Origin of the sequence: Anaeromyxobacter soli (genome assembly GCF_022808855.1) — a bacterium.
Classification (GTDB): Bacteria; Myxococcota; Myxococcia; order Myxococcales; family Anaeromyxobacteraceae; genus Anaeromyxobacter; species Anaeromyxobacter soli.
Genome location: NZ_JAKZLF010000002.1, coordinates 144,194 through 169,704, shown reverse-complemented (window position 1 = coordinate 169,704; position 25,511 = coordinate 144,194). Strand labels below are relative to the sequence as shown.

The window sequence follows — 25,511 nt, the reverse complement described above, 5'->3', positions numbered from 1 at the left end:
CGAGGGAGGCCGGGGTTCCGCTCGTCGCCCAGCGGCCGTGGCGCGGCGGGAGACGGCCCGTCGTGCTCGCCGCGCCCGGCCGCCTCGCGAGGCTGCGAGGCTGCGGGGCGCGGCGCCATCCGTCGGGCGCGGCGATCAGAGCGGCTCGCCGCCGAACCCCACCGTCGTGATGAACACGTCCGTGTTGCCCGCGTTCGTGGCGCCCGGGAAGGCGCCCGCCGTCGAGCCCACCACCACGACGCCGTTGGCGCCGATGGCGATCGCCGAGCCGTGATCCGACGCGGCGGTCCCGATGCTGCGCATCCACAGCTCGGTACCCGCGGGATCGAGCTTCATCACGAACGCGTCCCTGCCGCCGAAGCCACCGCCGTCGGTGAAACCGACGACGTAGACGTCTCCCGCCGCGTCGAGGGCGACCTGGCTGGGCATCTCGAAGGCGGACCAGTCGAGCACCCGGGTCCACAGCACGGCTCCGGTCGCCCCGTCCAGCTTGACGAGGACGACGTCGGTGTTGCCGGAGCCGACGACGGTGCGGTGGCCGGCGGCGTAGACGTCGCCCGCGGCGTCGAGGGCGATCGTGGTCAGGACCTGCGAGACGGTGAGGTCGCTGAGCCGCGTATCCCACCGGACGCTCCCGGCCGCGTCGAAGGCGGTGACGAACGCGCCCCCGGCCGGCGAGGTCGGGCCGCAGAAGCTCGTCCCCGTCGTGTTCGCGAAGCAGCCCGACACGACCGGCCCGGCCGCGCTCGACGCCACGTCGAACGCAAAGCCGGGCACCACGGACGTCACCGCCTGCTGGAGCCCGGCGCCGTCCACGGTGGCGACGAGGCTCCCTCCGCTGCCCATCGCCGCGACCAGCACCCCGTCGCCCCCGGGCGCCGCCGCCACCGACGCGATCTGGGTGAGCGTCCAGCCGCTCGCGACGATGCTGGGCTGCGACCACTCGTGGAGCCCCGCGGCGCTCACCTTCTCGAGAGACGAGCCCAGGTACGAACCCCCGTCGGTCACGAACGAGGTCGTCCACCGCTGCGCCACGAGGTACACGTCGCCCGCCGCGTCGATCGCGGCGGAGGACACCCGCTCCGCGTCCGCGCTCCCGAACTGGCTCGTCCACACGGGCGCGGCGAGCGGGTCGAGGTTCGCGACGAAGGCGTCGCTCAGCCCCGCGCTCGTGAAGCCCGGGAACGCGTCGCCCACGACGCCGGCGAGGAGGAGGTCTCCGGCCGAGCCGAGGAACACCGCCGTGGCGCGGTCGCCGCCGGCGGTGCCGAGCTGCCGCACGGTCCCCGGGTACGACGGCAGCGCCGTGGTCGCGACGTGGAGCGAGGCGACGCCCGCCGTGCCCCCGTAGGTCGCCACGATCTGCGCGTCACCGTCGCGCCGCGCCGTCACGAGCCCGAGCTCGTCGACGGTCGCGACGCTGGGATCCGTGCTCGCCCACTGGGGCGCCGCGATCACCAGCTCGCCGCTGGGGGCCCGGATGATCGCCGTCGCCTGGGCCGTTCCCCCGGGCACCAGCTCCATCACGAGGGGCTGCACCACGATCGACACCGGCCCGATCACCACGCTGACCGGGAGCTGCCCGGACCTCGGCACCATGGGGATCGAGACGGCGGCGTTCGTCCCGCGCGCCACGTCCACCGTGACGGATCCCTCGTGCGTGATCTCGCCGGTGGTGTCGTAGCCCCGCGCGCGGATCGTGCGGGCGCTGCCAGGCGAGACCCTGATCGTCCCCGCGGCGACCCCGTCGACGGCGGTGAGGTTGAACACCAGCGGCGTCGCGAGATCCGGCGCCGTCACGTCGATGACGATGACGTCGATGGGCGTCCCCACGACGACGGCGGTGACGCTCAGCGCCGTACCGTCACCTTCTCCTCCGGAGCGCTGCGTACCGCACGCGGTGAAGACCAGCGACGCGAGCGCCAGCGCCAGGATCGTCCCTCTCGATTGCATGTGTGCCCCCCGTAGGCATGTCGCCGCCAGGAAGGCGACCTGGCGGCCAGGGGCCATGCAACCGGGTTGGCGAGCGGGGGTGCAACCGTCCTTCCCGGGCTCACGTCATGGCTTAAGGCTGACGAGGGGCGCCGTGACGCGCGCCCTCTCTGCCGATCCGCGCTCAGCCCCGTGACGCCGGCCCCTCTAGTGGGGGACCATCCACTGCAGCCAGTACGCCTGGACGAGCACGACCACGCCGACGAGGCACGCCAGCGCGAGCGAGTGCCAGAACACGTAGCGCAGGATGGCGCCCTCGTGGCCGTCCTGCTTCGTCGCCACCGACGCCACGACGATGCTCTGGGCGTCGATCATCTTGCCCATGACGCCGCCCGAGCTGTTGGACGCGGCCGCGAGGATCGGGTTCATCCCGATCTGCTGGGCCGAGACCACCTGGAGGTTGCCGAACAGCACGTTCGACGAGGTGTCGGAGCCGGTCAGCGCCACGCCGAGCCAGCCGAGCAGCGGCGAGAAGAACGGGAACAGGAAGCCCGTCGAGGCGAACGCGAGGCCCATCGTCGAGTCGGAGCCCGAGTAGCGCGTCGTGAACCCGAGCGCGAGCATGGCGGCGATCGTGAGGAGCGAGTAGCGCACCCGCTTCAGCGTGCCGAGGTAGGTCCTCGCGAGCGTGAGGGGCGACAGCCTCAGCCACAGGCCCGCGACCACGCCGGCGAGGAGGAGGGCCGTGCCCGTGGCGGAGAGGAGGTTCAGGCTGAACCGCGCCGCCTCGGGGTGGACCTTGGCGGCGACGGGCGGGGCCTTGAGGACCAGGTTGTGGAGGAACGGCACGTCGAAGGTCGGGTTGAACAGCCCGTTCAGCCAGCTCTTCACGGCGGGCTGGCCCCACACGAACACCGAGACGGAGAGGACGATCCAGGGCATCCAGCCCATGAACGCCTCGCCGAAGGTGTGGCGGCGGAACGCGGCGGCGGCGCCCACGGACCGGCGCTGCGGCGCTGCGGCGGCCTCCGTCGCGCGCTCCTCGGGGAACCGCCACTCCTCCTTCGGCTGCCACACCTTGAGGAAGGCGTAGGTCACGACGATGCAGGACGCCGCGGCGACGATGTCGACGAGGTTCGGCCCGATGAAGTTCGAGACGAGGAACTGGGGGATCGCGAAGGAGAGCCCAGCGACGAGGCACGCCGGCCACACCCCGAGCATCCCGCGGAACCCGGCCATGGCCCACACGAGCCAGAACGGGACCATCAGCGAGAACAGCGGGAGCTGGCGCCCCGCCATCGAGGAGAGGGCCAGCTCGTTCAGGCCGGTGACCTTGGCGAGCGTGATGATCGGGGTGCCGAGCGCGCCGTAGGCCACGGGCGCGGTGTTGCCGATGAGCGCCAGGCCGGCGGCGGCGAGGGGCTTGAAGCCGAGGCCGATGAGCATCGCGGCGCTGATCGCGACCGGCGTGCCGAACCCCGCGGCCCCCTCGATGAACGCGCCGAACGCGAACGCGATGAGGAGCACCTGGATGCGCCGGTCGCCCGCGAGGCCTCCGATGGTGTCCTTCACCACCTCGAACTTCCCGGTCTTCACCGTGATGTCGTAGATGAAGATGGCGTTCAGGATGATCCAGCCGATGGGCAGGAGGCCGAAGGCCGCGCCGTACGCGGCGGTCGCCCCCGCCATGCCGAGGGGCATGCCGTAGACGCCGACCGCGATGCCCTGGGCGAGCACGAGCCCGAGCAGCGCCGCGACGTGCGCCTTCACGTGGAAGAACGCGAGCGCCGCGAGGAGGACGACCACGGGGATCGCCGCCACGAGCGCGGAGAGGTGGAGGTTGCCGAGGGGCACGTAGGTCTGCGTCCACGTCATGTCGCTCTCCTGCGGTTCGAGACGCCGGCGTTCGCGGAGCTTCCGTCACGCTGGTCTCGCACGCGGCGCGGGCGCACCCCGCCCGTTCCGGGCGACCGGTCGCGGAGCGGAGGGGAGCGGGGTCTTTCGCGGGGTGACCGGCGGGCCTCAGAGATCGAGGCGGGCCTTCACGGCGGGCAGGTGCCGGCGGCTCACCGGCACGTCCTTCCCGGACCGGGTCCGGATGACCGCGAGGCCCTCGTCGATGCTGATCTCGTCGACCTGGTCGGCGTTGACGAGGAACTGCTTGTGGCAGCGGACGAGCCCGGCGCGCTCCTCGAGCACCTTCAGCGTGAGCTCGGTGAAGAGCTCCGCCTTCGCGGTGACGACGTACACGCCGGCCTCGCTCGACCGCACGAACTCGACCTCCGGGACGTCCACCAGCTTGATCGCGCGGGCGGCGAGGCAGGGGATGCGCCGGATCTCGGCGCGCGGGTACCCGGGCCGGGCCTCGGCGCCGGGGAGCTTCCGCAGCCGCTCCACGGTCTTCGCGAGCCGCTCGCGCGAGACGGGCTTCAGGAGGTAGTCGAGGGCGCGCTCCTCGAAGGCGCGCAGCGCGAACGCGTCGTGGGCGGTGACGAAGACGATCGCCGGCAGCTCGTCGTCGTCCAGCATCGAGAGGAGCTCGAACCCGGAGATGGCCGGCATCTGGATGTCGAGGAACACCACGTCCGGCCGCTGCTTGCGGATGGCCTGGATGGCCTCGACGGCGTTGCCGCAGCGGCCCGCGATCGAGAACGCGCCGGTCTCGAGGAGGAGCGACTCGAGCTCCTCGCGCGCGTGCAGCTCGTCGTCCACGATGAGGGCCCGCATCACGCGGCGGCTCCCTTCCCGGGCAGGCACACCGTCACGCGCGTGAGCTCCTGCGGCACGCAGGTGACGGTCAGGCCGAACGCCTCTCCGAAGAGGTTCTTCACGCGCTTGTCGACGATCTGCATGCCGAGGCCGGCCTTCTCGCGCGGCTGCTCCTTCCACGCGCCGCCGTTGTCCTCGACCTCGATGAGCGCCGCGCCGTCCTTCCGGAAGGCGCGGATGGTGGCGCGCCCCTCGCCGAGCATGTCCGAGAGCCCGTGCTTGAAGGCGTTCTCGACGAGCGGCTGGAGGGTGAACGCGGGCATCTCGAGCGAGAGGAGCTCCGGGTCCACGTCGGTCTCGACGGCGATGCGCCCCTCGAACCGCGCCTTCTCGATCTCGAGGTACGCGCCGACGTGCTCGAGCTCCTCGCGGAGCGTCGACACGTCGCTCGAGCGCTTCAGGTTCTTGCGGAAGAAGTTCGAGAGGTGGATGAGCAGGTCCCGCGCGCGGTCGCCGTCGCGGCGCAGGATGGCGATGATGGTGTTGAGCGCGTTGAACAGGAAGTGCGGGTTCACCTGCGCCTGGGCGAGCTTCAGCTCCGACATGACGAGCAGGCTCTTCTGCTCCTGGTAGCGCGCGATGAGGAGCTGGCTCGAGAGCACGGCGCCGAGCCCCTCGCCGAGCGACTTGTTCATGTTGAGGAAGCGGCGCCCGCGCGGCTCGAAGAGCTGGACCGTCCCGACCACGCTGCCGTCCACCTGCAGCGGCGCGATCACCATCGAGCTGAGCTGGCAGCTCGGCGACACCGTGCAGTCGTAGGCCTGGCGGACGCCGTCGGCGAACACGACCGCGTTCTCCGCGATCGACTGGCGCGTGTAGGGCGAGGCGATCGGGTTCCCCGGCAGGTGGTGGTCGGAGCCCATGCCGGCCCAGCCGAGGACGCGCTCGGTGTCGGTGACCCCCACCGCGCCGACGCCCGTCTCCTCCTTGATGATCGCGGCGAGCTCGCCGGCGGTGTCGCGGCCGATCCCGCGCACGAGGAGGCGCAGCGTGCGGTCCGCGACCTTGAGGGCGCGGGCCGAGGACGTCGCCGCGACGCGGTCCTGCTCGCGCTGGCGCTCGAGGAGCACCGCCATGAAGAGCGCGGCGCCGATGGGGTTCGCGATCACCATGGGCCCGGCGATCGCCTTCACGATCGCGATGGCCTGCTCGGGCGGCGCCTGCGTCAGGTACCGCACGATCACCATGTGGAGGATCTCGCCGACGAGGGTCGTCGCGAAGGCGACCCGCGGCGTCATCAGGCGCTCGGGCCGGCGCTTCAGGGCGACGTGCACGAGGCCGCCGAGGAGGCCCTCCAGCGTGGTGGAGACGGCGCCCGGGAAGGCGGCCGCGCCGCTCATCGCGGTCACGCGGTGGAGGCCGGCGGTGGCCCCCACGAGCATCCCGAGCGCGGGGCCGCCCAGCAGGCCGGCGAGCGTCGAGCCGACCGCCCGCGCGTTCACGATGGCCTGCCCGCCGACGACCGGCACGCCGAGGTAGTTCCCGAGGATCGCGATGCCGCTGAAGACGAGGTACAGGCGGATCTTGCCGCGGGGGCGGGGCCAATCGGGCTTGAGCGGCCGGAACGCGGGGGACCGGCAGTACAGGTAGAAGATGACGAGGAAGACCGAGAGCGCCTCGATGAGCTGCAGCGCGAGCTTCATGCCGGTCTCCCGTCGGCCGCGCGTCCCTCCTCGAGGTCGGGAGGGGCGCGGCGAGCGGGCATTATGGCCCCCGCGCCGTCCTGCGCGAAAGCCCGCCGGCCGAGCTCCGAGTCGGCGGGTGACGCGGCGCCTGCGATCGGGCGCGGCGAGCGCGGGGGCTAGAACAGCTCGCCGGCGCCCTCCCTCTCGGCTGCCTTCACCGACGCCAGCCCCACCATCCGGCGTACGTGGGCGGGGTGCTCGAGCTCGTCGAGCAGGAAGTTCGCCAGGTCGGCGCGGCTCAACGTGAGGCGGGCGCCGGGAGGCATCCGGCCGTCCCCCACGCCGTAGGCCCGCGTGAGCCCGCCGTTCGTCAGCCGCGGCGGTCGAGCGATGGTCCAGTCCAGGCCGCTCTCGCTCACGATGTGCTCCATCTCGGCGGAGTCCCTCGCCACGTTGCGCAGGAACGTCCGGCGCGCGATCGCGCTCAGGAGCCCGTCCGCCTCGAAGAGCACGGCCACGCCGACGATGAGGAGCCTTCGCACGCCGGTCGCCTCCATCGCGGCGACCGTGCTCCGCGCGCAGTCGCCCACGAGGGTGGTCGGCCCCAGCCCCGCGGGCCCGAGCGCCGACAGCACGGCGTCGTGACCGGACATCACCGCGCGCAGCGCGTCGCGGTCGCGCGGGTCGCCCTGGACCACGCTCAGGCCGTCGCGGAGGAGGGGCTCGAGCTTCTCCGGCGAACGCACGAAGGCGGTCACGAGGTGGCCGCGCCAGCGAGCCTGCTCGACGATCGCGCGACCGGTGCCACCCGTCGCGCCGAGGACGAACAGCCTCTTCTTCTTCCCCCCGAGGTCCTCTCGCTCCAAGGCTGAAGCGCTCAAGCTCGCGTCCTTCCGCTCGGCGATGCGGTCGTCCCGTGGGTCGGGCGGCGCTCCCGAGACCGGGGCGGAACTGCACGGCGCAGGCCACGTCGCGGCGCTCTCGGGGCTCCGAAAAGCCCCCCCGAACGCTCGCGATTGCCCTCGCGGCGAATCCTCGCGGAGGCGCGGCGCGGCCGCGGCCTGAGCAGATCGCTCAGGACGTGAGCGCCGACCTCGCGGCTCGGCGTGGAGCCGTGACGAGCCGCCGACCTACGTGGGGCCGTTCTGGGAGAAGCGCCTCAGGAAGGCCCGGGTCCGCTCGTTCCTGGGGTTGTCGATGAGCTCCCGGGCCGGGCCTTCCTCCACGATGACCCCGCCGTCCATCAGCATGGCGCGATCGGCCACCTCGCGGGCGAAGCCCATCTCGTGAGTGACGACCACCATCGTCATCTTCTCGGCGGCCAGGGCACGCATGACCTTGAGGATCTCGCCCGTCAGCTCGGGGTCGAGGGCGCTCGTCGGCTCGTCGAAAAAGAGCACCTGCGGATCGAGGGCGAGGGCGCGCGCGATGGAGACGCGCTGCTTCTGACCGCCCGAGAGCTCGCAGGGATAGGCACCGGCCTTGCCGGTGAGGCCCATCTTCTCGAGCAGCGCGAGCGCCACCTCCCGCGCCTCGGCCTTCCCGCGCCCCAGCACGCGCACCTGCGCCTCGGTGATGTTGCGAAGCACGGAGAAGTGGGGGAACAGGTTGAAGTCCTGGAACACGAGGCCGAGCTTGAGGAGCGCGCTGCGCAGCGTGGCCTTGTCGGCGTAGACGCCGCGGTCGAGGATCCGGGTGCCGCAGATGGAGATGCTGCCGCTGCTGGCGGTCTCGAGGTGGGTGACGGCGCGGAGCAGCGTGGACTTGCCCGAGCCCGACGGCCCGATGATGGCGAGCACCTCGCCCTGGTGCACCGAGAAGGAGATGTCGGTGAGGACCCGGAGGTCGCCGAAGGACTTGGAGAGGTGGTCGACGGTGACGACGTCCATGGCCCGGCTCAGCTGTAGTACTCGAGCTTCCGCTCGGCGCGGAGGAAGAGCTCGGAGACCGCCCAGTTCATGACGAAGTAGAACACCCCCGCCACGAAGATGGGCGTGGTGGAGAACTGACGCGCGGAGGCGTTCTGCGCCACCCGGAAGAGCTCGGCCACGCCGATGGTCTGGGCGAGGGCGGTGTCCTTCACGAGCGTGATGACCTCGTTGGCGGAGGCCGGCAGGATTCGCTTCACCACCTGGGGCAGGACGATCCGGAAGAAGGTGTCGGCGCGCGTGAAGCCGAGCACCTTGGCGGCCTCGTACTGGCCCTTCGCGATCGACTGGATGCCACCGCGGTAGATCTCGGCGAAGTAGGCGGCGTAGTTGATGGTGAAGGCCACGATCACGGCGGTGAACCGATCGTACGAGGCCTCGAACAGATAGTAGGGGGCGAAGTAGACGAAGAGGATCTGCAGGATGAGCGGCGTGCCGCGCATCACGAGGATGTAGAGGTTGACCGGGACGCGCAGGAGCCGGCTCGCCGACATGCGGCCGAGCGCGACCGGCAGGGCGAGGGGGAGCGCGAAGACCAGCGTCAGGAAGAAGATCTCCAGGGAGACGAGCGATCCCTGGAGCATCGCCCCCAGCAGCTTCACCATGCGCGGGTGCTCACTTCCCGACGACCGAGATGTCCGAGCCGAACCACTTCGTGGTCACCTTGGCGAGCGTGCCGTCCTTGGCCATGCTCTCCAGCGCGCCCTGCACCGCGTCCCGGAGGGCGAGATCGTTCTTGCGGAAGCCCACCCCGAACACCTCGGGGGCGAGCGTCTCCTTCAGGACGGCGTAGGCCTTGCCCGAGCGCTTGATGTTGTCGTCGGCGACGATGAGGTCCATCACCACCGCGTCCACGCCGCGGGCCTCGAGGTCCATCAGGGCGGTGAGGTTGTCCTTGAACTCCACCACCTCCTCGAGCGACGCGCGGAAGGCCTTGGCGCCCTCGAGGGCGTCGGCGGCCGAGGAGCCGGCCTGGAGGCCGACCTTCTTCCCCTTGAGGCTCGCGAGGGTGGAGTAGCCGGAGGCCTTCTTCACCACCACCACCTGGGCGTTGCGCAGGTACGGCTTCGTGAAGCTCATCGCCTTCTTGCGCTCGTCGGTGATCGTGAAGCCGTTCCAGATGCAGTCGATCTTGCCGGTGTTGAGCTCCTGCTCCTTGGCGTTCCAGTCGATGGCCTGCGGGACGAGCTTCACGCCGAGCCGCCGCGCGACCTCCTTCGCCAGGTCGATGTCGTAGCCGACGATCTGGTTGTCGTCGTTCCGGAAGCCCATCGGCGGGAACGAGTCGTCGAGGCCGAGGACGAGCGTGCCCTTCTTCTTCACCGTCTCGAGCGAGGTGTCGGCGGCGAGGGCGGTGGCGTGGAGCGCCACGAGGGCGAGCGCGGCGAGCAGGGTCTTCTTCATCGGCGGTTCCTTCGCGTGGGCCTGGGGCGTCGGCGGGCGCCCTGTTCGGGGGCAGCGGAACTTCGCACGCGAGGCGGGCGTCGGCAAGGGGCCTCGATCTCCTGGATCGACGCCTCGCGAGGGGCCCGGCGCATGAACGGCCGTGCACAACATATCCCGTTGACCGTGACCGTGAACCACCATAGGTTGGGTCTCGCGCTGGTGCTCGGGGTTCGCTCCGAGCGAATAGGGAACCCGGTGAGATTCCGGGGCTGCCCCGCAGCGGTAAGCGAGAACGACCTCCGCCACACGCACTGGCCGGTTCGGCTGGGAAGCGGCGGACAGTAGGGTCCGGGAAGCCCCGGAGCGCTCGCGAGCCCGAAGACCTGCCAGCGACCGTCGCCCGGATGCTCGGGCGGCGGCACGACCGACACGCCTCGTGGGAGGGCGGAGGGTCCTCGGCGCACTGCCCTCGTACGGGCCGTCGTGTGCTCGGGTCCTCCTCCGTGCCCCGAGGCCGCCACGAGGAGGGCCCGTGTTCGAGACCATCGAGAAGCGCGACGGACGGGTGGTCCCGTTCGACGCCGAGCGCATCCAGCGAGCCATCGCCAAGGCGGGGGCCGTCACCGGCGAGGTCGACGCGCCCGAGGCGAGGCGGCTCTGCCAGCGCGTCCTCGCCATCGCGATCGCTACGATCGAGGGCCGGCCGTCGGTGGAGCGGATCCAGGACGTCGTCGAGGAGGTGCTTCTCGCGAGCCCGTACCGGCGCACGGCGCGGGCGTACGCCGTCTACCGCGAGCAGCACCGCGCGCTGCGCGAGATCTCCGACACGGCCAGCGTGGCGCTCGTCGACGCCTACCTGGAGCGCTCCGACTGGCAGGTGGCCGAGAACGCCAACATGGCGTTCAGCCTGCAAGGCCTCAACAACTACGTCGCGAGCCACGTGAGCTCCACCTACTGGCTCGAGCGGCTCTATCCGCCCGAGGTGCGGGACGCCCATCGCTCGGGCGACCTCCACCTCCACGACCTGAACCTCCTCGCCGTCTACTGCGTCGGCTGGGATCTCGCCGACCTCCTCACCGAGGGGTTCCGAGGGGCGCCCGGGAAGGCCGAGAGCGCGCCGGCGCGCCACTTCCGCACCGCCCTCGGCCAGATCGCGAACTTCTTCTACACGCTCCAGGGCGAGGCGGCGGGCGCGCAGGCGTTCTCGAGCCTCGACACGTACCTCGCGCCGTTCATCCGGCACGACGGGCTCGGCTACGAGGAGGTGCGCCAGGCGCTCCAGGAGTTCGTCTTCAACCTCAACGTGCCGACGCGCGTCGGGTTCCAGACGCCGTTCACGAACGTCACCCTCGACCTCGAGTGCCCCGCGCTGCTCCGCGACGAGGCGATCGTCCTCGGGGGCGAGCGGCAGGCGGCCACGTACGGCGAGTTCCAGGCGGAGATGGACCTGTTCAACCGCGCCTTCCTCGACGTCATGGCCGGCGGCGACGCGAAGGGGCGCGTCTTCACGTTCCCGATCCCCACCTACAACGTCACGCCCGGCTTCGACTACGAGGACCCCCGGCTCGATCGCCTCTGGGAGGTCACCGCCCGGTACGGCCTCCCGTACTTCGCGAACTTCGTGAACTCGGAGCTCTCGCCGGAGGACGCCCGCAGCATGTGCTGCCGCCTCCGCCTCGACACGCGCGAGCTCGAGCGGCGCGGCGGCGGCCTCTTCGGCGCGAGCCCGCTCACGGGGTCCATCGGCGTCGTCACCGTGAACCTGCCGCGCCTCGGCCACCTCGCGCGCGACGAGGCCGACTTCATGGCTCGCCTGGACCGGGTCATGGACCTCGCCCGCGACAGCCTGGTCCTCAAGCGGAAGATCCTGGAGCGCTACACCGAGCAGGGCCTCTATCCGTACGTCCGCCACTACCTGCGCCACATCCGCGCCCGGAGCGGCTCGTACTGGCGCAACCACTTCTCCACCATCGGCCTCGTCGGGCTCGCGGAGGCCGCCGACAACCTGCTCGACACGACGCTCGCGAGCGGGCCCGGTCGCGCCTTCGGGCTCCGGGTGCTCGACCACATGCGCGCTCGGCTCGAGCAGTACCAGGCGGAGACGGGCAGCCGGTTCAACCTGGAGGCGACGCCGGCCGAGGCGACGAGCTACCGGCTCGCCAGGCTCGACAAGGCGCGCCACCCGGGCATCCGCTGCGCGAACGAGGACGCGGCCGTCCGGGGCGCCGCACCGTACTACACGAACTCCTCCCAGCTCCCGGTGGACGCGAGCGACGACGTCTTCGCGGTGCTCGATCACCAGGACGAGTTCCAGGCGCGGTACACCGGCGGGACCGTCCAGCACGTCTTCGTCGGCGAGGCCATCGACGACCCCTCGACCGTGAAGAGGTTCGTGCGAACCGTGTGCGAGCGCTACCGGCTCCCGTACTTCACCGTCACGCCGACGTTCTCCGTGTGCGGCGAGCACGGGTACCTCGCCGGTGAGCACCCGACCTGCCCGCGGTGCGGCGCCGCCGCCGAGGTCTACTCGCGGATCGTCGGGTACCTCCGCCCCCTGCAGCAGTGGAACGCGGGCAAGCAGGCCGAGTTCGAGCGGCGCCTGTCGCTCCGCCCGGGCGACGCCGCCGAGGTGCCCGCTTGATCATCGCGGCCCTGCGGCCCTGCTCCTTCGTCGATTGGCCCGGGAGGCTCGCCGCCGTCGTCTTCACGCAGGGCTGCAACCTCGCCTGCCGCTACTGCCACAACCCGTCGCTGCTCGCGGCCACGGCGGCGCGACCCGTGCCGGAGGGCGAGGTGCTCGCGCTCCTCGAGGCGCGGCGCGGGCGGCTCGACGGGCTCGTCGTGACCGGTGGCGAGCCCACGCTGCACGCGGGCCTGGCGCCGTTCCTGGCGCGGGTGAAGGCGCGCGGGTTCGCGGTGAAGCTCGACACGAACGGCACGCGGCCGGAGGTGGTCGCGGCGCTGCTCGCGGCGGGGCTCGTCGACTTCCTGGCCGTCGATCTGAAGGCGCTGCCCCAGGCCGCGGAGTGGCTGACCGGCTCGGCCGAGCAGCCCTTCGGGGCTCGCCGCTGCCTCGAGCTCGCGCTGGCGGCGGGGATCGAGCACGAGGTGCGGACGACGCTCGCCTCCCCCGTCCACGACGCCGGCGAGCTCGACGCCCTGGCGGCGTTCGCGGCCGGCGCGCAGCGCTGGGCGGTCCAGCGCTTCCGCCCGGGCGGCCACCTCGACGACGGATGCGGGCTCGCGCCCCCGGACGAGCGACTGCTCGCGGCGGCGGGGCACGCGGCCGCGGCGCACGGGCTGACGCTCTCCGTGAGATGAGGGGCGCCGTGGAGGCCGAGAGGAGCCACCGTCGCCGGGAGCTCGGCGAGGAGCCCATCCCGGTCGCCGCTGGAGAGGTGGTCGAGCGCGACGGCTTCACGTTCGCAGACTTGCTGCCACGGCCCGCCGGGGATCCGGCAGCGCAGCGGTAGGAGACCCCGCGCGCGAACGCCTTGACATCGAGGCTAACCGCAACTTATTCTGTTACGAGTTGCGATGAGCCCGAGCAGCCGCCTCACGGTAGCGATCCACATCCTCACGCTGCTCGCCCACGAGGCGAGCGGTGAGCCCGTCACGTCCGAGTACATCGCCGGCAGCGTGGGCACGAACCCGGTCGTCATTCGACGGCTGCTCGCGATGCTGAGGAAGTCGAAGCTCGTCCGCTCCCAGGGCGGGCCCGGCGGCGGGTGGCAACTCGTCGTTCCCGCCAGAGGGATCACCCTCCGCGACGTCTACCGTGCCGTCGAGAGCGAGGCGCTCTTCCCGCTGCACGCGAGCACGCCGAACCCCCGGTGCCCCGTGGGCAGGACCATCCAGGCGGCGCTGGCCGGCCGCTACGGCGAGGCCCGGCTCGCCCTCGAGCGGGATCTCGAGCGGACGACGATCGCCGATCTGCTGCAGGAGGTGACGAGGCTCGCGCGCTGACGCCGGAAGGTCGAACCCCTTTTTTTGGCCGCATCTGTAGCTCAACCAGTTACGAATACGAGAGAGAGAAGAGACATGATCGTCGTCACCGGAGCCACGGGCCACCTCGGCCGCCTCGTCGTCGAGAGGCTCCTCACGAAGGTACCGGCCCGCGACATCGCGGTCGCGGCGCGGAACCCCGATCGGGCGAAGGACCTCGCCGCGCTCGGCGTCGAGGTGCGGCGCGCCGACTACGCGAAGCCCGACACGCTGGGCCCCGCCCTGGCCGGCGCGGAGAAGGTCCTGCTCATCTCGTCGAGCGAGGTCGGGCAGCGCGTGCCGCAGCATTCCGCCGTCGTGGAGGCCGCGAAGGCCGCCCGCGTGCGACTCCTCGCCTACACGAGCGTGCTGCACGCAGGGACCTCGAACCTCGCGCTCGCCGCCGAGCACCAGGCCACCGAGGCGGTGATCCGCGGGTCCGGCGTGCCGTACGTGTTCCTGCGGAACGGCTGGTACCTCGAGAACTACACGGAGCACCTGGCGCCGGCGCTCCAGCACGGCGCCCTCGTGGGCAGCGCGGGGGATGGCCGGATCGCCGCGGCGGCGCGTGCCGACTACGCCGACGCCGCGGTCGCGGTGCTCACCCGCGACGTCGAGAAGCCCGTGTACGAGCTCGCCGGCGATCATCCGTTCACGATGGCCGAGCTCGCCGACGAGCTGTCGCGGCAGACCGGCAAGCAGATCGCGTACCGGGACCTGCCGCCCGACCAGTACCGGGCGGTGCTGATCGGCGCCGGGATGCCGGGCGCTGCGGCGGACCTGTACGTGGACGCGGACGTCCACGTCGCGAAGGGCGAGCTCGACGATTCGAGCGGCGAGCTGAGGCGTCTCATCGGCCGGCCCACGACGCCGCTCGCGGCGGCCGTGCGTGCCGCGCTGGGGCGCTGAGGGCGCGTCGCGCGGCCGCGCTACCGGCCCGCGGCGGCCTCGTCGTCACGGCAGCAGGCCCTCGCCGAGGGCCTGCCGCATCACCTCGGCGAGCGTGTCGAGCGAGCCGCTCGTGTCCGTGCGGGTGGTGGTCCTCGTGGGCGTCACCGAGCCCGACTCCCCCGCCGCGACGAAGGGCAGCGGCCGGCGACCGAGGCGCATGAGCCGCTCGTCGTAGAACGCGCTCCTCGCCTTCTCGCGCAGCCTCCGCGAGAGCTCGAGCATGTTGCCGGTGCTCGAGGGCTGCATCCCGGCCCCGAGGCAGGAGAAGTCGAGCTGGGTCTCCGAGAGCGTCGCCGCGCGTCCACTGCGGGCGTAGACGAGGATCACCTGCTCGAGCTCCTCCTTCGACGAGCGCACCGCCTGCGTGGAGGTGCGAGTCATGCCGAGGCCGCCCGTCAGCACGGCCCTGCCGACCGAGAAGCGCTTCGACTTCTCGAGGCGCTCGACCTCGGACCGCGAGGCGCGGAGGCCGCGGAACAGGGCCGTCACGTCGGCCCACGCGAACGTCGTCGGCTCCCCGAACCGCGGCGTGAGCGTGAGCCCCAGGTCGTCGAGTGCAAAGGAGTGAGCCACGATGCGTTCCCGGTCGGACGGGCAACGGGCCTCGACCGCCACGGCCGCGAGCCCGGCCTCGCGCAGCGCGAGGACGAGCCGGTCGGCCTCGTCCGGCGCGAGTCTGGCGAGGAGCGCGGGTGGCTCGGGGGCGAGGCGCATGCGAGCCTCGGCCAGCGTCAGCCCCGCGGCGTCGGCCACCGCGTGCGCCGCCTCGTCGGGGCGCATCGCGGGGCGGACGAGGGCCACGAGCTTCATCCGGTCACCGTAACAGACCGGCGACAGGGACGGACCCCGCGCACCGACCGTGCCGCGCCGCCGGCTCCGCGGCCGCGCCCGCAGGCCGGGCGGTCGGCCGGCTCGCCGTAGAGGGTCGGCCCGAGCCCCTCCGTGACGTGCGCCTCGACCGCACGCGGCGAATTCGACACGAGAGCATCACTTCCGCTCGCGGGGTCCGAGGTGGCAAGGCAGGAGCAGCGCGACGAGATTCGCGGCGCGGCGGCCGCGGCGCCGCCCGTGGCCCGCTCGCTCTCCGCGCTCCTGAAGGAGCTGGCGCGCGCGCCCGCGGTGCGTCCGGGTTCGTGGGAGGGCGCGCTGCGGCCCGGCGCGGCGATCGGCCGCTTCGAGCTCGTGCGCGAGATCGGCCGGGGCGGGTTCGGGATCGTGTGGGAGGCCCGCGACACCGAGCTCGGGCGATCGGTCGCGTTCAAGGCGGTGCGGCTCGAGACGCGAGTGGCCGCCCGCGAGGAGCGGCTCCTTCGCGAGGCGGAGCTCGCCGCGCGGCTGTCGCACCCGAACATCGTGACGCTCCACGACGCCGGCCGGAGCGAGCACGGGCCGTACCTCATCCTCGAGCTCCTGCGCGGGGAGACGCTCGCCGAGCGGCTGCAGGCCGGGGAGCTGCCGCTGCGTGAAGCGGTCCGGATCGCGGCGGAGGTCGCGAAGGGGGTCGCGCACGCGCACGGCCAGGGGGTCATCCACCGCGACCTCAAGCCGGCGAACGTGTTCCTCTGCGAGGACGGGCAGGTGAAGGTCCTCGACCTCGGCCTCGCGCACGCGTTCGGCCAGCGCAAGGTGGACGGAGGGACGGTCGAGTACATGGCGCCCGAGCAGCGCCGGGGCGCCCCGGAGGACGAGCGGACCGACGTGTTCGCGCTGGGTGCGATCCTCCACCGCCTGCTGGCCGGCTCGCCGGCCCGCGGGGAGGGGAGGGCGCGCGTCGCGGCGCTCGAGGTGCCGGACGCGCCCGCGCTCGGCGAGCTCGTGGGGCGGATGCTCGAGGTGGATCCCGTGAAGCGCCCGCGCGACCTGGGCGAGGTGCTCGGGGCGCTCACCGTTCTCCAGCGCGACCTCGAGCGACCGGAGCGAGCCGACGCCCCCGCGGCCCGCGCCCGGCCTCGTCGCCGGCTCGCCCGGGTTCGCCGGCGGCTCGCCGGGCGCGCCGGCGCGCTCGTCCTCGCCTCGGCGATCGCCGCGGTCGCCGTCGTCGCGGCCGTCGCGGCGTCGCCCGCCGTCCGCGAGCACCTCCTGGGCTTCGCGCGCCGCCCGGCGCTCCCCGACGAGAAGCTGGTCGCGGTGCTGCCGTTCCGTCAGGTGGGGGGGAGCCGCTCGGACGAGGCGTTCTCGGCCGGCCTCGTCGAGCTCGTCACGAACAAGCTGCGCCAGCTCGAGCAGCTCCGCAGCTCGCTGCGCGTCGTCTCCCCGAGCGACGTGCTGAAGGAGAAGGTGGCGAGCGCGAAGGAGGCGCGGTCCGCCTTCGGCGCGACCCTCGCCGTCACGGGGAGCGTCCACTGGGATCGCGATCGGGTCGTCGTGGCCGCGGACCTCGTGGACGCGAGGACGCTGCTCGTGGTCGCCGCGCGCGACGTGGAGGCGCCGAGGGCGGACGCTGCCGCGCTGCAGCGGGCGCTCGTCGAGCGCGTGGCCGAGATGCTCGAGATCGAGCTCGGGCCCGAGGCGGGGCGGAGCGCGTTCGCGGATCCGCCGCCCGCGCCGGGCGCCTACGAGTTCTACCTGGAGGGGAGGGGCTATTTGCAGCGGTACGACCGCGCCGAGAACCTCGACAGCGCGGTGGCCGTGTTCGACCAGGCCCTGGTGCGCGATCCCGCGTACGCCCTCGCCCACGCCGGCAAGGCGGAGGCCTTCCTCCGCCGGTACGATCTCACGAAGGACGCACGCTTCCTCGAGCAGGCGCGGGCCAGCGGCCGGCGCGCGATCGAGCTCGACGAGCGGCTCGCCCCCGTGCAGCTGACGATGGGGCTCGTCCACGCGGCCTCCGGCGACCACGCGAGCGCGATCCGGAGCTTCGAGCGCGCGCTCGAGCTCGAGCCCGCGAGCGCCGACGCGTACCGCGAGCTGGCGCGGGCCTACGACGCCGCGGGGCGGACACAGGAGGCGGAGGCGACCTACCGGCGCGCCATCCAGCTCCGGCCCAGCTCCTGGGCGGCGTACAAGGACCTCGGCGTCTTCTACAACCGGCACGAGCGGCTCACCGAGGCGCTGCCGCTGTTCCAGCGCGTCGTCCAGCTCACGCCCGACAACTACGCGGGCTACGCGAACCTCGGCGGCCTCTACCTGCGCCTCGGGCTGCACGACGAGGCCGCGGCCGCGCTCGAGAGGTCCCTCTCGCTCCGCCCCACCGCGCAGGCGCACGCGAACCTCGGCGCGGTCTACTTCTACGAAGGACGGTTCCGGGACGCCGTGCCAGCGTACCGCGAGGCGGTCCGGCTCGGCCGGAGCGACGCGCGCGTGTGGGGCGCCCTGGCCGACTCGGAGCGCTGGTCGGGGCTGGCCGAGGACGCCGCGCGCGACTACCGGCAGGCGATCGCGCTCCTGGAGAAGGAGCTCGCCGTCGATCCGCGCAGCGCCGAGCCCTGGTCGAGGCTCGCCATCCACGAGGCCGCGCTCGGCGAGCGGGACAAGGCGGCGGCGAGCATCGGGAAGGCGCTGCGGCTCGCTCCCGGCGATGGGCTCGTGCTCTTCCGGTCCGCCCTCGTGAAGGCCGACGCGGGCGACACCGAGCGCGCGCTCGACGCCGTGCGCGCCGCGCTCGAGGCCGGCTACCCGCGGGAGTTCATCCGGAACGCGCCGCCGCTCGCGCTGCTCGGACGGGATCCGCGCTTCCGGGCGCTCGTCGATCGCAAGGAGCCGGCGGTATCGAACCCGAAGTGACCGTCAAGGAGAGAGCAGATGCCCGACGCCAAGAAGAAGCAGGTGGAACCGAGCGCCTTCGTGAACATCATCGTGCACGACGACACCCTCACCGTCAGCCCCACGATCGTCAGGGCCGCGGCGGGCGAGGTCGTCCAGTGGCAGGCGCCGGGAGCGGACTCGTTCGTGCTCGTCTTCAGGGACGGCGCAGCGCTCGCCGGGCGGAACGAGCGTGACGAGGAATACGGCAGCGGCGTGGAGGTGAGCTCCCTCCCCGGGGACTTCGTCGTCGACGACAAGGCGAAGGCGCTGTTCGCGGTCGCCCGCTGGGGAGCGTCCGGCCCCATCGCGCGCGCCACCCTCCGCGACCTGAAGGGCGTCCACACGTACCAGCTCGCGATCCGCAAGGGCGACAAGCTCTACCTGGACGTGGGCTGCCCGGAGGTCATCATCCAGTAGGGCGTCGCGCTCGCTCGCCTCGCCCGGCGCCGACTGCTGCCTGAGATCACCTCCGCGCGAACTTCAGGTGGACCACGCCCGGCGCGGCCACCGTGCGCACGAGCTCGAGGCCGCGCAGGTCGTCGCCGACGCCGTCGAACAGCCGCTCGCCCGAGCCCAGCAGCGCGGGCACGAGGTGGAGCTCCATCTCGTCGACGAGGCCCGCGGCGAGATACTGCCGGGCCACGCTCGCGCCCCCCGCGAGCGACACGTCCCTTCCCCCCGCGGCGCGCCGGGCCTGCTCGAGCGCGGAGTCGGGGCCGTCGGTGACGAACGTGAAGGTCGTCCCGCCCTCGAGGACGAGCGGCTCTCTCGCGTGATGGGTGAGCACGAAGACGGGGTGGTGGAAGGGTGGATTGGCCCCCCACCAGCCGTTCCAGGGGCTCTCGGGATTCCACGGTCCGGGGTGGCCCCCGAACATGTTCCGCCCCATCACCGTGGCGCCGATGTTCACGAGAGACTCCTCGACGACGGGGGTGCTCTCGTTCACCTCTCCACCCTGGAGGCCATGCGGCGCGCGCCAGACGGCGAGCGGGAGCGCCCACTGGTGCAGGCGCATGCCACCCTCGCCGAGCGGGTTCTCCACGCTCTGACGCGGACCGGCCACGAAGCCGTCCAGGGACATCGAGATCCTGAAGCGCAGCTTGGACATCGAGGACTCCAGCGCCGCGCGTGACGCGCGACGGCGCCCGGCGGCGGATCGGAACCGGGTTCCTGCGTGCGCCGCGGGCTAGTCGCCCCCGAGCTCGCAGCCGGTGCAGAGAAAGACAGGCTCGGTGTCGTCGGCGCCAGGCTGGACGCGCTCGAGCGCCGCCTCGCGGCTCAAGGCCTTGCCACACCGGTCGCACTCGGGAAAGTCGTCCGCGCTCGAGCCGGGGCGGGAGAGGTACCTCGAAGCGGTGTCGGCATGGGGTTCCGTCGCGGAGTTCATGAGACATGGATGTCCGCTGCGGCACGCCGCCGCAACGCTCGGCTGGGCCGTGCCTCCGAGCGGCGGAACGCCTCCCGCGGGGTGCTTGCCGGCGCAGCGCCGCAGCGCCGGTCTCGCCTCTGACGTGGACGCGTGTGCTCCACGAGACCGTCGGGAGCGCGAGATCGTCCGGCCCGGACCGTTTGACATGCTCGTACGCACCGTGTAGTCCGAAACGCACCGATGGGGGCGCTCTATCGCACGCATGCGTGCAGGATCGTCGCCGTGGCGACGCTCCTCCTGTGCGCGACCGCCGCGGCAGACGAGGGCGCCGTCGCGGAGCTGCCAGCGTTCACGTTCCGTGGAAGGCTCGAGTGGGTGACCGCGGTCGGCGGATCGTCTCCCCGCGACACGGATCAGAATCCGCGGAACGTCCTCGGCGCGCCGCAGGCGGCGGGCGGGTCGGAGCTGCGTCCGGACCTGCGGGTCGAGCACGGGTCGATCCTCCAGCTCTTCGCCCGGCCGCGCCTGCGCGTGCAGGTGACGAAGTCCCGCGCCGCGAGCGAGTGGCAGGCCGAAGAGCGCGAGGCCTCCGCGGAGTGGCTCGAGCTGTACGGTGCCTGGCGCGTCTCCGATCGGCTCGCGCTCGCCTACGGGCTCCAGAACTTCCAGTGGGGCCCCGCGGAGCTCGTTAGCCCGTCGAACCGGATCTTCCACGAGACGGGGTTCCTGCGCGATCCGCTCTACACGGTGCGTGGGAAGCACCTCGCGCGCGTGAACGTCTCGCTCGGGTCCGCGTGGAGCGCCGTCGTCCTCGCCGAGATCGAGCCGAACGGCGCCGAGCCGTTCGTCGCGCGGGAGCCGTTCGAGCCGAAGGCGCAGGCCAAGGCCGAGTGGTCGGCGCCCGATGGCGGCGGCTACCTCGGGGTCACCGGAGGCGCCGGCGAGAGCTCGCGCGGCTGGTTCGGCGAGTACGGAGCCGTCTCGCTGACCGACGGGCTCTCGATCTACGCCGACGCGGTCCACCAGTCCGGCTCGCGCGCCTGGTATCCCGTGGACGGCGCCGGGACCGTCTCGTTCCGGCAGACCGGGACGGGCCGCGGCCTCCGCACGCTCGCGCTCGGGGGCGTCCGCTACACGTTCGCGGGTGGGGCCGACCTCCGGCTCGAGTACGTGTTCGACGAGGCGGGCTGGACCGAGGCGCAGCTGGCCCTCGGGGCACGCGCGGTGTCCTTCGCGAGCGACGCGCCCGCGCCCGAGAGCCTCGCGGCCTGGCTCGAGCCCGGCTTCGAGATCGTCGGCCGGCAGCACGCGTACGCCTCGCTCCGCCTGCCGGACCTGCCGCCCGCGAAGAGGACGTCGCTCCAGCTTCGCTATCTCGCCGCGCTCGAGGACGGCTCCGGCGCGGCGTTCGCGACCGCGAGCTTCGACGCGACGGACTCGCTCGTCCTCTTCGCCTCGGCCATGGGGACGCACGGCACGTACCGCGGCGCGCTGTCGAGGCTCCTGCGTGCGACCGCGGTCGTCGGCGCGGTCGTGAGCTGGTGACGGAGGGAGGAATGGCAATGTCGCAGGCGCTCATCCGGCTCGAGGACGTGCATCGCATCTACCGCCTCGGCGAGACGGAGGTGCCCGCGCTGCGCGGCATCACGCTCGAGCTGCACGCGGGCGAGTTCACCGCGCTCGTGGGGCCGTCCGGCTCCGGCAAGTCCACGCTGCTGAACCTCGCCGGCTGCATCGACGAGCCGGACAGGGGCCGCGTGCTCGTCGAGGGCGTGGACGCCGCGACGCTCGCCGACGACGCGCGGAGCAGGCTCCGCAACCGGAAGATCGGGTTCATCTTCCAGTCGTTCAACCTCGTCCCGGTGCTCGACGTGTACGAGAACGTGGAGCTGCCGCTCCTCGTCCACTCGCACCTCTCGAAGGTCGAGCGACGCGAGCGCGTCCACCGCGCCATCGACGACGTCGGGCTCCACGACTACGCGCGGCATCCGCCCGACAAGCTCTCCGGCGGGCAGCGCCAGCGCGTCGCCATCGCGCGCGCGCTCGTGACGCAGCCGATCCTCGTCCTCGCGGACGAGCCCACCGCGAACCTGGACTCGGAGACCGCCCGGCGAATCGTGGACCTCATGGTGGAGCTGAACCAGAAGCGGAACGTCACGTTTCTCTTCTCCACGCACGACGAGAAGCTCATGGCACGCGTCGGCCGGCACGTGCGCATCCGCGACGGGCGCCTCGACGGCGCCGCCTCGGGAGCGGCGGCGTGACCGGCGGGTGGAAGCTGGCGCTCCGGAACCTCTCCCGGAACCGCCGGCGGAACCTCGTCACCGGCGCGGCCATCGCCCTCGGGTACGCGGGCCTCGTCCTCCTCGGCGGGTACGCGAACGGGAACGAGGGGCTCATCCGCCTCTCCTCCGTGTACCTCCAGCACTCCGGCCACCTGGCCGTCTATGCGCGCGGCGGGCTCGGCAAGGCGCAGACGAAGCCGGCGGCCTACACCCTCGACGCCGCGGCGCAGGAGGAGATCCTCGCGGCGCTGCGCGCCGATCCGCGCGTCGAGTTCTGTGGGCGCTACCTCCTGGGCACCGGCATCGCCGGCAACGGGTGCAAGACGTTCCCGTTTCGCGGCCTCGGGATCGAGCTCGACGTGGAGCGCCGGATCCTCTCGCACCCGCAGCTCGAGCCGCTCCGGGACGTCGCGCGCCCGCGCGCCGGCCGCCCGCTGCCCGACGCCGCCGGCGAGGAGAGCCCCGTCGCGCTCTCGGTCGGCCTCGGGGGCGCGCGACTCGGGAAAGCGGCCGTGACCGGAAGGGAGGCGGCGGTCGCGCCTGGCGCCCTGGAGTGCGAGGCGCCCGACGTGAAGGCGAGGATCGCGGCGGATCCGTGGGTCCAGCTCGCGGTCCAGACGCACGAGGGGAGCTTCGGGGCGATGGACGCGCGGCTCGTGTCCCTCTTCCAGGCGGGGACGGTGGACGGCGACCAGGCAGGGCTCGTCGCCGGGCTCGATCTCTTCCAGCGCCTGTACGACACCGACCGCGTGACCTACGTGGCCGCCTATCTCCATGATCACCGGGACACGGCTGCGGTGGCGAGGGACCTGTCGCAGAAGCTCGCGGCCGCGGGGCTCGAGGTCTCCATCTACCCGTACGACGACCCGAAGGCGAACCCGTACTACGTGGGCACGATGGAGACGATCGGCGCCGTCGTCACCTTCATCGGGCTCCTCCTCGCGAACGTCGTGGCGCTCTCCGTCCTCAATGCGATGACGCTCGCCGTGCTCGAGCGGACGCGCGAGATCGGGACGCTCCGCTCGCTCGGGTTCACGCGGCGTCAGCTCCTGGGCGTGTTCCTCCGCGAGGCGGCGACGCTCGCGGGGCTGTCCATCGCCGCCGGGCTCGTGCTCGCGCTCGCGGTCTCCGCGGGGGTGCGCGCCGCGAAGGTGCGGTTCCAGCCGCCCGGAGTGGGCGGAACGATCCCGCTCGTGATCGCGCCGAGCGCCGGCATGTGGGTGGGGGCGGCGGCGCTCCTCCTCGTCCTCGCGCTCGGGGCGACGTGGGTCGCGGTGCGTCGTCGCGTCCGCGAGCGGGTGGCGAAGCTCATCGTGGAGGTGGCGGCATGAACGCGGTGCTCCTCGTCGGTTCGCTCCTCCTCGCGGGCGCCGCGGCGGCGCCGGACGCCGGGACGCTGCTCAGGGACTCCGACCGCGCCCGCGGGGGCCTCGAGCGCGGCGTCACGTGGACGGTCGCGGTGGTGGCCACCGACGAGGGCTCGGTCTCGAAGAGCAGCTGGCTCATCCGCGCGCGAGGGAACGACGGCCTCGCCGAGGCGCTCGGGCCCCCCCGCCGCAAGGGCGAGGTGATCCTCTTCAACAACCGGTCGATCTGGTGGGTGAAGCCGGGGCTCCGCCGCCCCATCTCGATCTCCGCCCGGCAGCGGCTCCAGGGCGAGGCCGCGAACGGCGACATCTCGAGCACGAACTACGCGCGCGACTACGAGGGGACGATCGCCGGCGAGGAGGACGTGAACGGCGAGCCCTCCTGGCGGCTCGACCTGAAGGCCCGCTCCAAGGACGTCACCTACGACCGGATCCGCTACTGGATCTCGAAGAAGCGCCGCCTCGGGGTGAAGGCGGAGTTCCTCACGGTGGGGGGCGACGTGTTCAAGGCGGCGACGTTCGAGTACGGGAACCGGGTGCGGCTCGCCGGCGGCGAGGAGATCGACTTCGTCTCGCGCATGATCATCCGCGACGCCATGGGCGCGGGGAACGTGACGGTGCTCGAGTTCCAGGCGCCGCGCGCCGAGACGCACGCCGCGAGCGTGTTCAACGTGAACAACGTCGTGAGGTGATCGTGCGCTCCTCGCCCCCGCTCCTCCGGATCGCCTGGCGCAACGTCCGGCGCAACGCGCGGCACAGCCTCGGCTCGATGCTCGCCATCGCGGTGGGGTTCGTCGCGATCTCGCTGTTCGACGGGTACATGACCTTCCTCGGCGAGAACAGCGCGAACATGTTCGCCGAGATGTTCATGCTGGGCGACCTCATGATCGAGCCCGCCGGCGCGAGCGACGTCGACCAGGGCACGGCGGGGATGGTCCTGCTCGGCGAGCGCGAGCGGGCGTTCCTCGACGGGTTCCTCGCGGACCGGTCGGGCGAGGTCGAGGCGCGGATGCGCTTGCTCTATGCCTGGGGGGTCGCGAGCGCCGGGAAGGCGAGCGCGCCGTTCGTCGCCTTCGCCTTCGATCCCGTGGAAGGCGCGAGGCTCCGGCGGCGCTTCGCCTGGAACGCCGTCGCCGGGAGGCCTCTCCAGCTCGCGCCCGAGAGCTCCGTCCACCTGGGGATGGGGCTCGGGAGCCTCCTCGACTGCGAGCCGGCGGGCCACGCGCCGGCGCGGCGGCGCGACGGCACGCTCATCCCCGAGGAGCGCCCCCTCGCCTGCCGGCGGCCGCGCGTCCAGCTCGTCGCGAGCACCGCGTCGGGTCAGCTCAACGTCGTCGAGCCGGAGGTCGTCGGCCTCATCGACGGCGGCACCACGGACCTCGACGCGAAGCTCGCGAACATGCCGCTCTCGCTCGCGCAGAGGCTCCTCGATACGAAGGGCCTCTCGATGTACCTGCTCCTCCTGCGCGATCCGAGCCGCGCCTCCGCGTTCGGGCGCGAGCTCGAGCGGGCGGCGGCGGCGAAGGGGCTGGCGCTCCACGCGGTGCCCTGGCGCGAGCACACGGCGGGCGTGGAGCACATGCGCGGGATGAAGGTGCTCGGCGTCTTCCGCTCCCTGATGGCGTTCGTCGTCGTGCTCATCGCGGGCATGACGGTCCTCACCACGATGGCGAAGGCGGTGAGCGAGCGGACGCGCGAGATCGGGACGCTCCGCAGCCTCGGGTTCCTGCGGCGGCAGATCGTGGCCCTCTTCGCCCTGGAGGCGGCCCTCCTCGCCGTCGTGGCCTCGGCCATCGGGCTCGTCGCGACGCTGGCGCTCGCCGCCGCGACGAACGCCGCGGGGATCACCTACGACGCTGGCCTGCTCGCCCAGCCCATCGCGCTGGGGGTCCGGTACCTCCCGCGCACCTGGTCCGCCGCGGCCGTCTTCCTCTCGACCGTGGCCGCTGCCGCCGCGGTCCTGCCCGCGCGCCGGGCCGCGCGGGCCCGGATCCCGGACGTGCTCTCGCACACGTGAGGAGCGGCGCTCGCTCGGGGGCGTCGACCGAGAACCGGCGCGCTCGTGGCCCCGGCACGTCGCCGCACGGTGCGCGCCGTCGCGCATCGATGCTCGGGGCGTCACGCGGTCGCGGCCGTTCGGAGCCGCCCGCCCGGGTCCGGACGGTGCGTGA

23 protein-coding genes and 1 riboswitch are annotated in these 25,511 nt (G+C 72.6%); of the genes, 12 read left to right on the top strand and 11 right to left on the bottom strand.

What is annotated here, in order from left to right; translation table 11 throughout:
* Positions 1 to 135: 135 nt before the first annotated feature.
* The 8 genes from MLV88_RS02935 to MLV88_RS02900 all read right to left on the bottom strand — a co-directional run bounded on the left by MLV88_RS02935 (position 136) and on the right by MLV88_RS02900 (position 9,658).
* Positions 136 to 1,953: an Ig-like domain-containing protein gene (locus tag MLV88_RS02935; protein WP_243336754.1), complete on the bottom strand. Its 1,818-nt coding sequence runs from the start codon at positions 1,951 to 1,953 to the stop codon at positions 136 to 138.
* 186 nt (positions 1,954 to 2,139) lie between these two features.
* Entirely contained in the window at positions 2,140 to 3,807 is a 1,668-nt protein-coding gene (locus MLV88_RS02930; RefSeq protein WP_243336753.1) for an L-lactate permease, read from the bottom strand.
* A 147-nt stretch (positions 3,808 to 3,954) separates the two neighbouring features.
* Positions 3,955 to 4,659 carry a two-component system response regulator BtsR gene (gene btsR / locus MLV88_RS02925; RefSeq protein WP_242333170.1) on the bottom strand — a complete coding sequence of 235 codons (705 nt, stop codon included), beginning with the start codon at positions 4,657 to 4,659 and terminating at the stop codon, positions 3,955 to 3,957.
* Complete coding sequence (locus MLV88_RS02920) at positions 4,659 to 6,344, bottom strand: sensor histidine kinase (RefSeq protein ID WP_242332957.1); 1,686 nt, start codon at positions 6,342 to 6,344, stop codon at positions 4,659 to 4,661. Before MLV88_RS02920 ends, btsR begins: the two co-directional genes overlap by 1 nt.
* 158 nt (positions 6,345 to 6,502) lie before the next feature.
* The gene (locus MLV88_RS02915) at positions 6,503 to 7,192 is read right to left on the bottom strand and encodes an NAD(P)-dependent oxidoreductase (protein WP_243336750.1); all 690 of its coding nucleotides are present in this window, start codon (positions 7,190 to 7,192) and stop codon (positions 6,503 to 6,505) included.
* A 264-nt stretch (positions 7,193 to 7,456) separates the two neighbouring features.
* A complete protein-coding gene (locus MLV88_RS02910; protein ID WP_242332955.1) occupies positions 7,457 to 8,215 on the bottom strand; it encodes an amino acid ABC transporter ATP-binding protein in 759 nt (252 codons plus the stop codon).
* A gap of 8 nt (positions 8,216 to 8,223) precedes the next feature.
* Entirely contained in the window at positions 8,224 to 8,859 is a 636-nt protein-coding gene (locus MLV88_RS02905) for an amino acid ABC transporter permease (protein WP_242332954.1), read from the bottom strand.
* Positions 8,860 to 8,869: 10 nt separating this feature from the next.
* On the bottom strand, positions 8,870 to 9,658 hold the full coding sequence (locus MLV88_RS02900; protein ID WP_242332953.1) for an amino acid ABC transporter substrate-binding protein: 789 nt from the start codon (positions 9,656 to 9,658) through the stop codon (positions 8,870 to 8,872).
* Positions 9,659 to 9,840: 182 nt separating this feature from the next.
* Positions 9,841 to 10,045: riboswitch (cobalamin riboswitch) on the top strand.
* A gap of 127 nt (positions 10,046 to 10,172) precedes the next feature.
* On the opposite strand from MLV88_RS02900, the gene MLV88_RS02895 reads away from it, so the two are divergent.
* The 5 genes from MLV88_RS02895 to MLV88_RS02875 all read left to right on the top strand — a co-directional run bounded on the left by MLV88_RS02895 (position 10,173) and on the right by MLV88_RS02875 (position 14,533).
* Positions 10,173 to 12,281: a ribonucleoside triphosphate reductase gene (locus MLV88_RS02895; RefSeq protein ID WP_242332952.1), complete on the top strand. Its 2,109-nt coding sequence runs from the start codon at positions 10,173 to 10,175 to the stop codon at positions 12,279 to 12,281.
* Positions 12,278 to 12,961 (top strand): anaerobic ribonucleoside-triphosphate reductase activating protein, encoded by a 684-nt coding sequence (locus MLV88_RS02890; RefSeq protein ID WP_242332951.1) that lies wholly within the window; start codon positions 12,278 to 12,280, stop codon positions 12,959 to 12,961. Before MLV88_RS02895 ends, MLV88_RS02890 begins: the two co-directional genes overlap by 4 nt.
* Positions 12,962 to 12,969: 8 nt before the next feature.
* Positions 12,970 to 13,113, top strand: a complete 144-nt coding sequence (locus MLV88_RS02885; protein ID WP_242332950.1) for a hypothetical protein — start codon at positions 12,970 to 12,972, stop codon at positions 13,111 to 13,113.
* A 64-nt stretch (positions 13,114 to 13,177) separates the two neighbouring features.
* Positions 13,178 to 13,606 carry an Rrf2 family transcriptional regulator gene (locus MLV88_RS02880; protein WP_242332949.1) on the top strand — a complete coding sequence of 143 codons (429 nt, stop codon included), beginning with the start codon at positions 13,178 to 13,180 and terminating at the stop codon, positions 13,604 to 13,606.
* Between the two features lie 75 nt (positions 13,607 to 13,681).
* Positions 13,682 to 14,533 (top strand): SDR family oxidoreductase, encoded by an 852-nt coding sequence (locus MLV88_RS02875; RefSeq protein WP_242332947.1) that lies wholly within the window; start codon positions 13,682 to 13,684, stop codon positions 14,531 to 14,533.
* Positions 14,534 to 14,578: 45 nt separating this feature from the next.
* On the opposite strand, the gene MLV88_RS02870 is transcribed toward MLV88_RS02875, so the two are convergent.
* Complete coding sequence (locus tag MLV88_RS02870) at positions 14,579 to 15,385, bottom strand: hypothetical protein (protein WP_242332946.1); 807 nt, start codon at positions 15,383 to 15,385, stop codon at positions 14,579 to 14,581.
* Positions 15,386 to 15,586: 201 nt separating this feature from the next.
* On the opposite strand from MLV88_RS02870, the gene MLV88_RS02865 reads away from it, so the two are divergent.
* Positions 15,587 to 18,298 carry a serine/threonine-protein kinase gene (locus MLV88_RS02865; RefSeq protein WP_243336748.1) on the top strand — a complete coding sequence of 904 codons (2,712 nt, stop codon included), beginning with the start codon at positions 15,587 to 15,589 and terminating at the stop codon, positions 18,296 to 18,298.
* Positions 18,299 to 18,316: 18 nt separating this feature from the next.
* Positions 18,317 to 18,736, top strand: a complete 420-nt coding sequence (locus MLV88_RS02860; protein ID WP_242332943.1) for a hypothetical protein — start codon at positions 18,317 to 18,319, stop codon at positions 18,734 to 18,736.
* Positions 18,737 to 18,782: 46 nt separating this feature from the next.
* On the opposite strand, the gene MLV88_RS02855 is transcribed toward MLV88_RS02860, so the two are convergent.
* Entirely contained in the window at positions 18,783 to 19,427 is a 645-nt protein-coding gene (locus tag MLV88_RS02855) for a dihydrofolate reductase family protein (RefSeq protein WP_242332942.1), read from the bottom strand.
* A gap of 78 nt (positions 19,428 to 19,505) precedes the next feature.
* Positions 19,506 to 19,706, bottom strand: coding sequence for a hypothetical protein (locus MLV88_RS02850; protein ID WP_242332941.1), 201 nt, complete (start codon positions 19,704 to 19,706; stop codon positions 19,506 to 19,508).
* A 264-nt stretch (positions 19,707 to 19,970) separates the two neighbouring features.
* On the opposite strand from MLV88_RS02850, the gene MLV88_RS02845 reads away from it, so the two are divergent.
* Genes MLV88_RS02845 through MLV88_RS24440 form a run of 5 tightly spaced genes read left to right on the top strand, consistent with a single transcriptional unit; the run spans position 19,971 to position 25,357 of the window.
* Positions 19,971 to 21,233, top strand: a complete 1,263-nt coding sequence (locus tag MLV88_RS02845; protein WP_242332940.1) for a hypothetical protein — start codon at positions 19,971 to 19,973, stop codon at positions 21,231 to 21,233.
* A 17-nt stretch (positions 21,234 to 21,250) separates the two neighbouring features.
* Positions 21,251 to 21,952: an ABC transporter ATP-binding protein gene (locus MLV88_RS02840; RefSeq protein WP_242332939.1), complete on the top strand. Its 702-nt coding sequence runs from the start codon at positions 21,251 to 21,253 to the stop codon at positions 21,950 to 21,952.
* Positions 21,949 to 23,304: an ABC transporter permease gene (locus tag MLV88_RS24445; RefSeq protein ID WP_242332938.1), complete on the top strand. Its 1,356-nt coding sequence runs from the start codon at positions 21,949 to 21,951 to the stop codon at positions 23,302 to 23,304. The genes MLV88_RS02840 and MLV88_RS24445 overlap by 4 nt, the downstream gene beginning before the upstream one ends.
* The gene (locus tag MLV88_RS02830) at positions 23,301 to 24,032 is read left to right on the top strand and encodes an outer membrane lipoprotein-sorting protein (protein ID WP_242332937.1); all 732 of its coding nucleotides are present in this window, start codon (positions 23,301 to 23,303) and stop codon (positions 24,030 to 24,032) included. Before MLV88_RS24445 ends, MLV88_RS02830 begins: the two co-directional genes overlap by 4 nt.
* Before the next feature lie 2 nt (positions 24,033 to 24,034).
* A complete protein-coding gene (locus MLV88_RS24440) occupies positions 24,035 to 25,357 on the top strand; it encodes an ABC transporter permease (RefSeq protein ID WP_242371230.1) in 1,323 nt (440 codons plus the stop codon).
* Positions 25,358 to 25,511: the final 154 nt, after the last annotated feature.

Bases quoted from the DNA above. Each gene is read 5' to 3' on its own strand.
- MLV88_RS02905 (WP_242332954.1), bottom strand. From the start codon at position 8,859: ATGGTGAAGCTGCTGGGGGCGATGCTCCAGGGATCGCTCGTCTCCCTG.
- btsR (WP_242333170.1), bottom strand. From the start codon at position 4,659: ATGCGGGCCCTCATCGTGGACGACGAGCTGCACGCGCGCGAGGAGCTC.
- MLV88_RS02855 (WP_242332942.1), bottom strand. From the start codon at position 19,427: ATGTCCAAGCTGCGCTTCAGGATCTCGATGTCCCTGGACGGCTTCGTG.
- MLV88_RS02920 (WP_242332957.1), bottom strand. From the start codon at position 6,344: ATGAAGCTCGCGCTGCAGCTCATCGAGGCGCTCTCGGTCTTCCTCGTC.
- MLV88_RS02910 (WP_242332955.1), bottom strand. From the start codon at position 8,215: ATGGACGTCGTCACCGTCGACCACCTCTCCAAGTCCTTCGGCGACCTC.
- MLV88_RS02880 (WP_242332949.1), top strand. From the start codon at position 13,178: ATGAGCCCGAGCAGCCGCCTCACGGTAGCGATCCACATCCTCACGCTG.
- MLV88_RS02850 (WP_242332941.1), bottom strand. From the start codon at position 19,706: ATGAACTCCGCGACGGAACCCCATGCCGACACCGCTTCGAGGTACCTC.
- MLV88_RS02875 (WP_242332947.1), top strand. From the start codon at position 13,682: ATGATCGTCGTCACCGGAGCCACGGGCCACCTCGGCCGCCTCGTCGTC.
- MLV88_RS02860 (WP_242332943.1), top strand. From the start codon at position 18,317: ATGCCCGACGCCAAGAAGAAGCAGGTGGAACCGAGCGCCTTCGTGAAC.
- MLV88_RS02830 (WP_242332937.1), top strand. From the start codon at position 23,301: ATGAACGCGGTGCTCCTCGTCGGTTCGCTCCTCCTCGCGGGCGCCGCG.
- MLV88_RS02870 (WP_242332946.1), bottom strand. From the start codon at position 15,385: ATGAAGCTCGTGGCCCTCGTCCGCCCCGCGATGCGCCCCGACGAGGCG.
- MLV88_RS02930 (WP_243336753.1), bottom strand. From the start codon at position 3,807: ATGACGTGGACGCAGACCTACGTGCCCCTCGGCAACCTCCACCTCTCC.
- MLV88_RS02840 (WP_242332939.1), top strand. From the start codon at position 21,251: ATGTCGCAGGCGCTCATCCGGCTCGAGGACGTGCATCGCATCTACCGC.
- MLV88_RS02935 (WP_243336754.1), bottom strand. From the start codon at position 1,953: ATGCAATCGAGAGGGACGATCCTGGCGCTGGCGCTCGCGTCGCTGGTC.
- MLV88_RS02900 (WP_242332953.1), bottom strand. From the start codon at position 9,658: ATGAAGAAGACCCTGCTCGCCGCGCTCGCCCTCGTGGCGCTCCACGCC.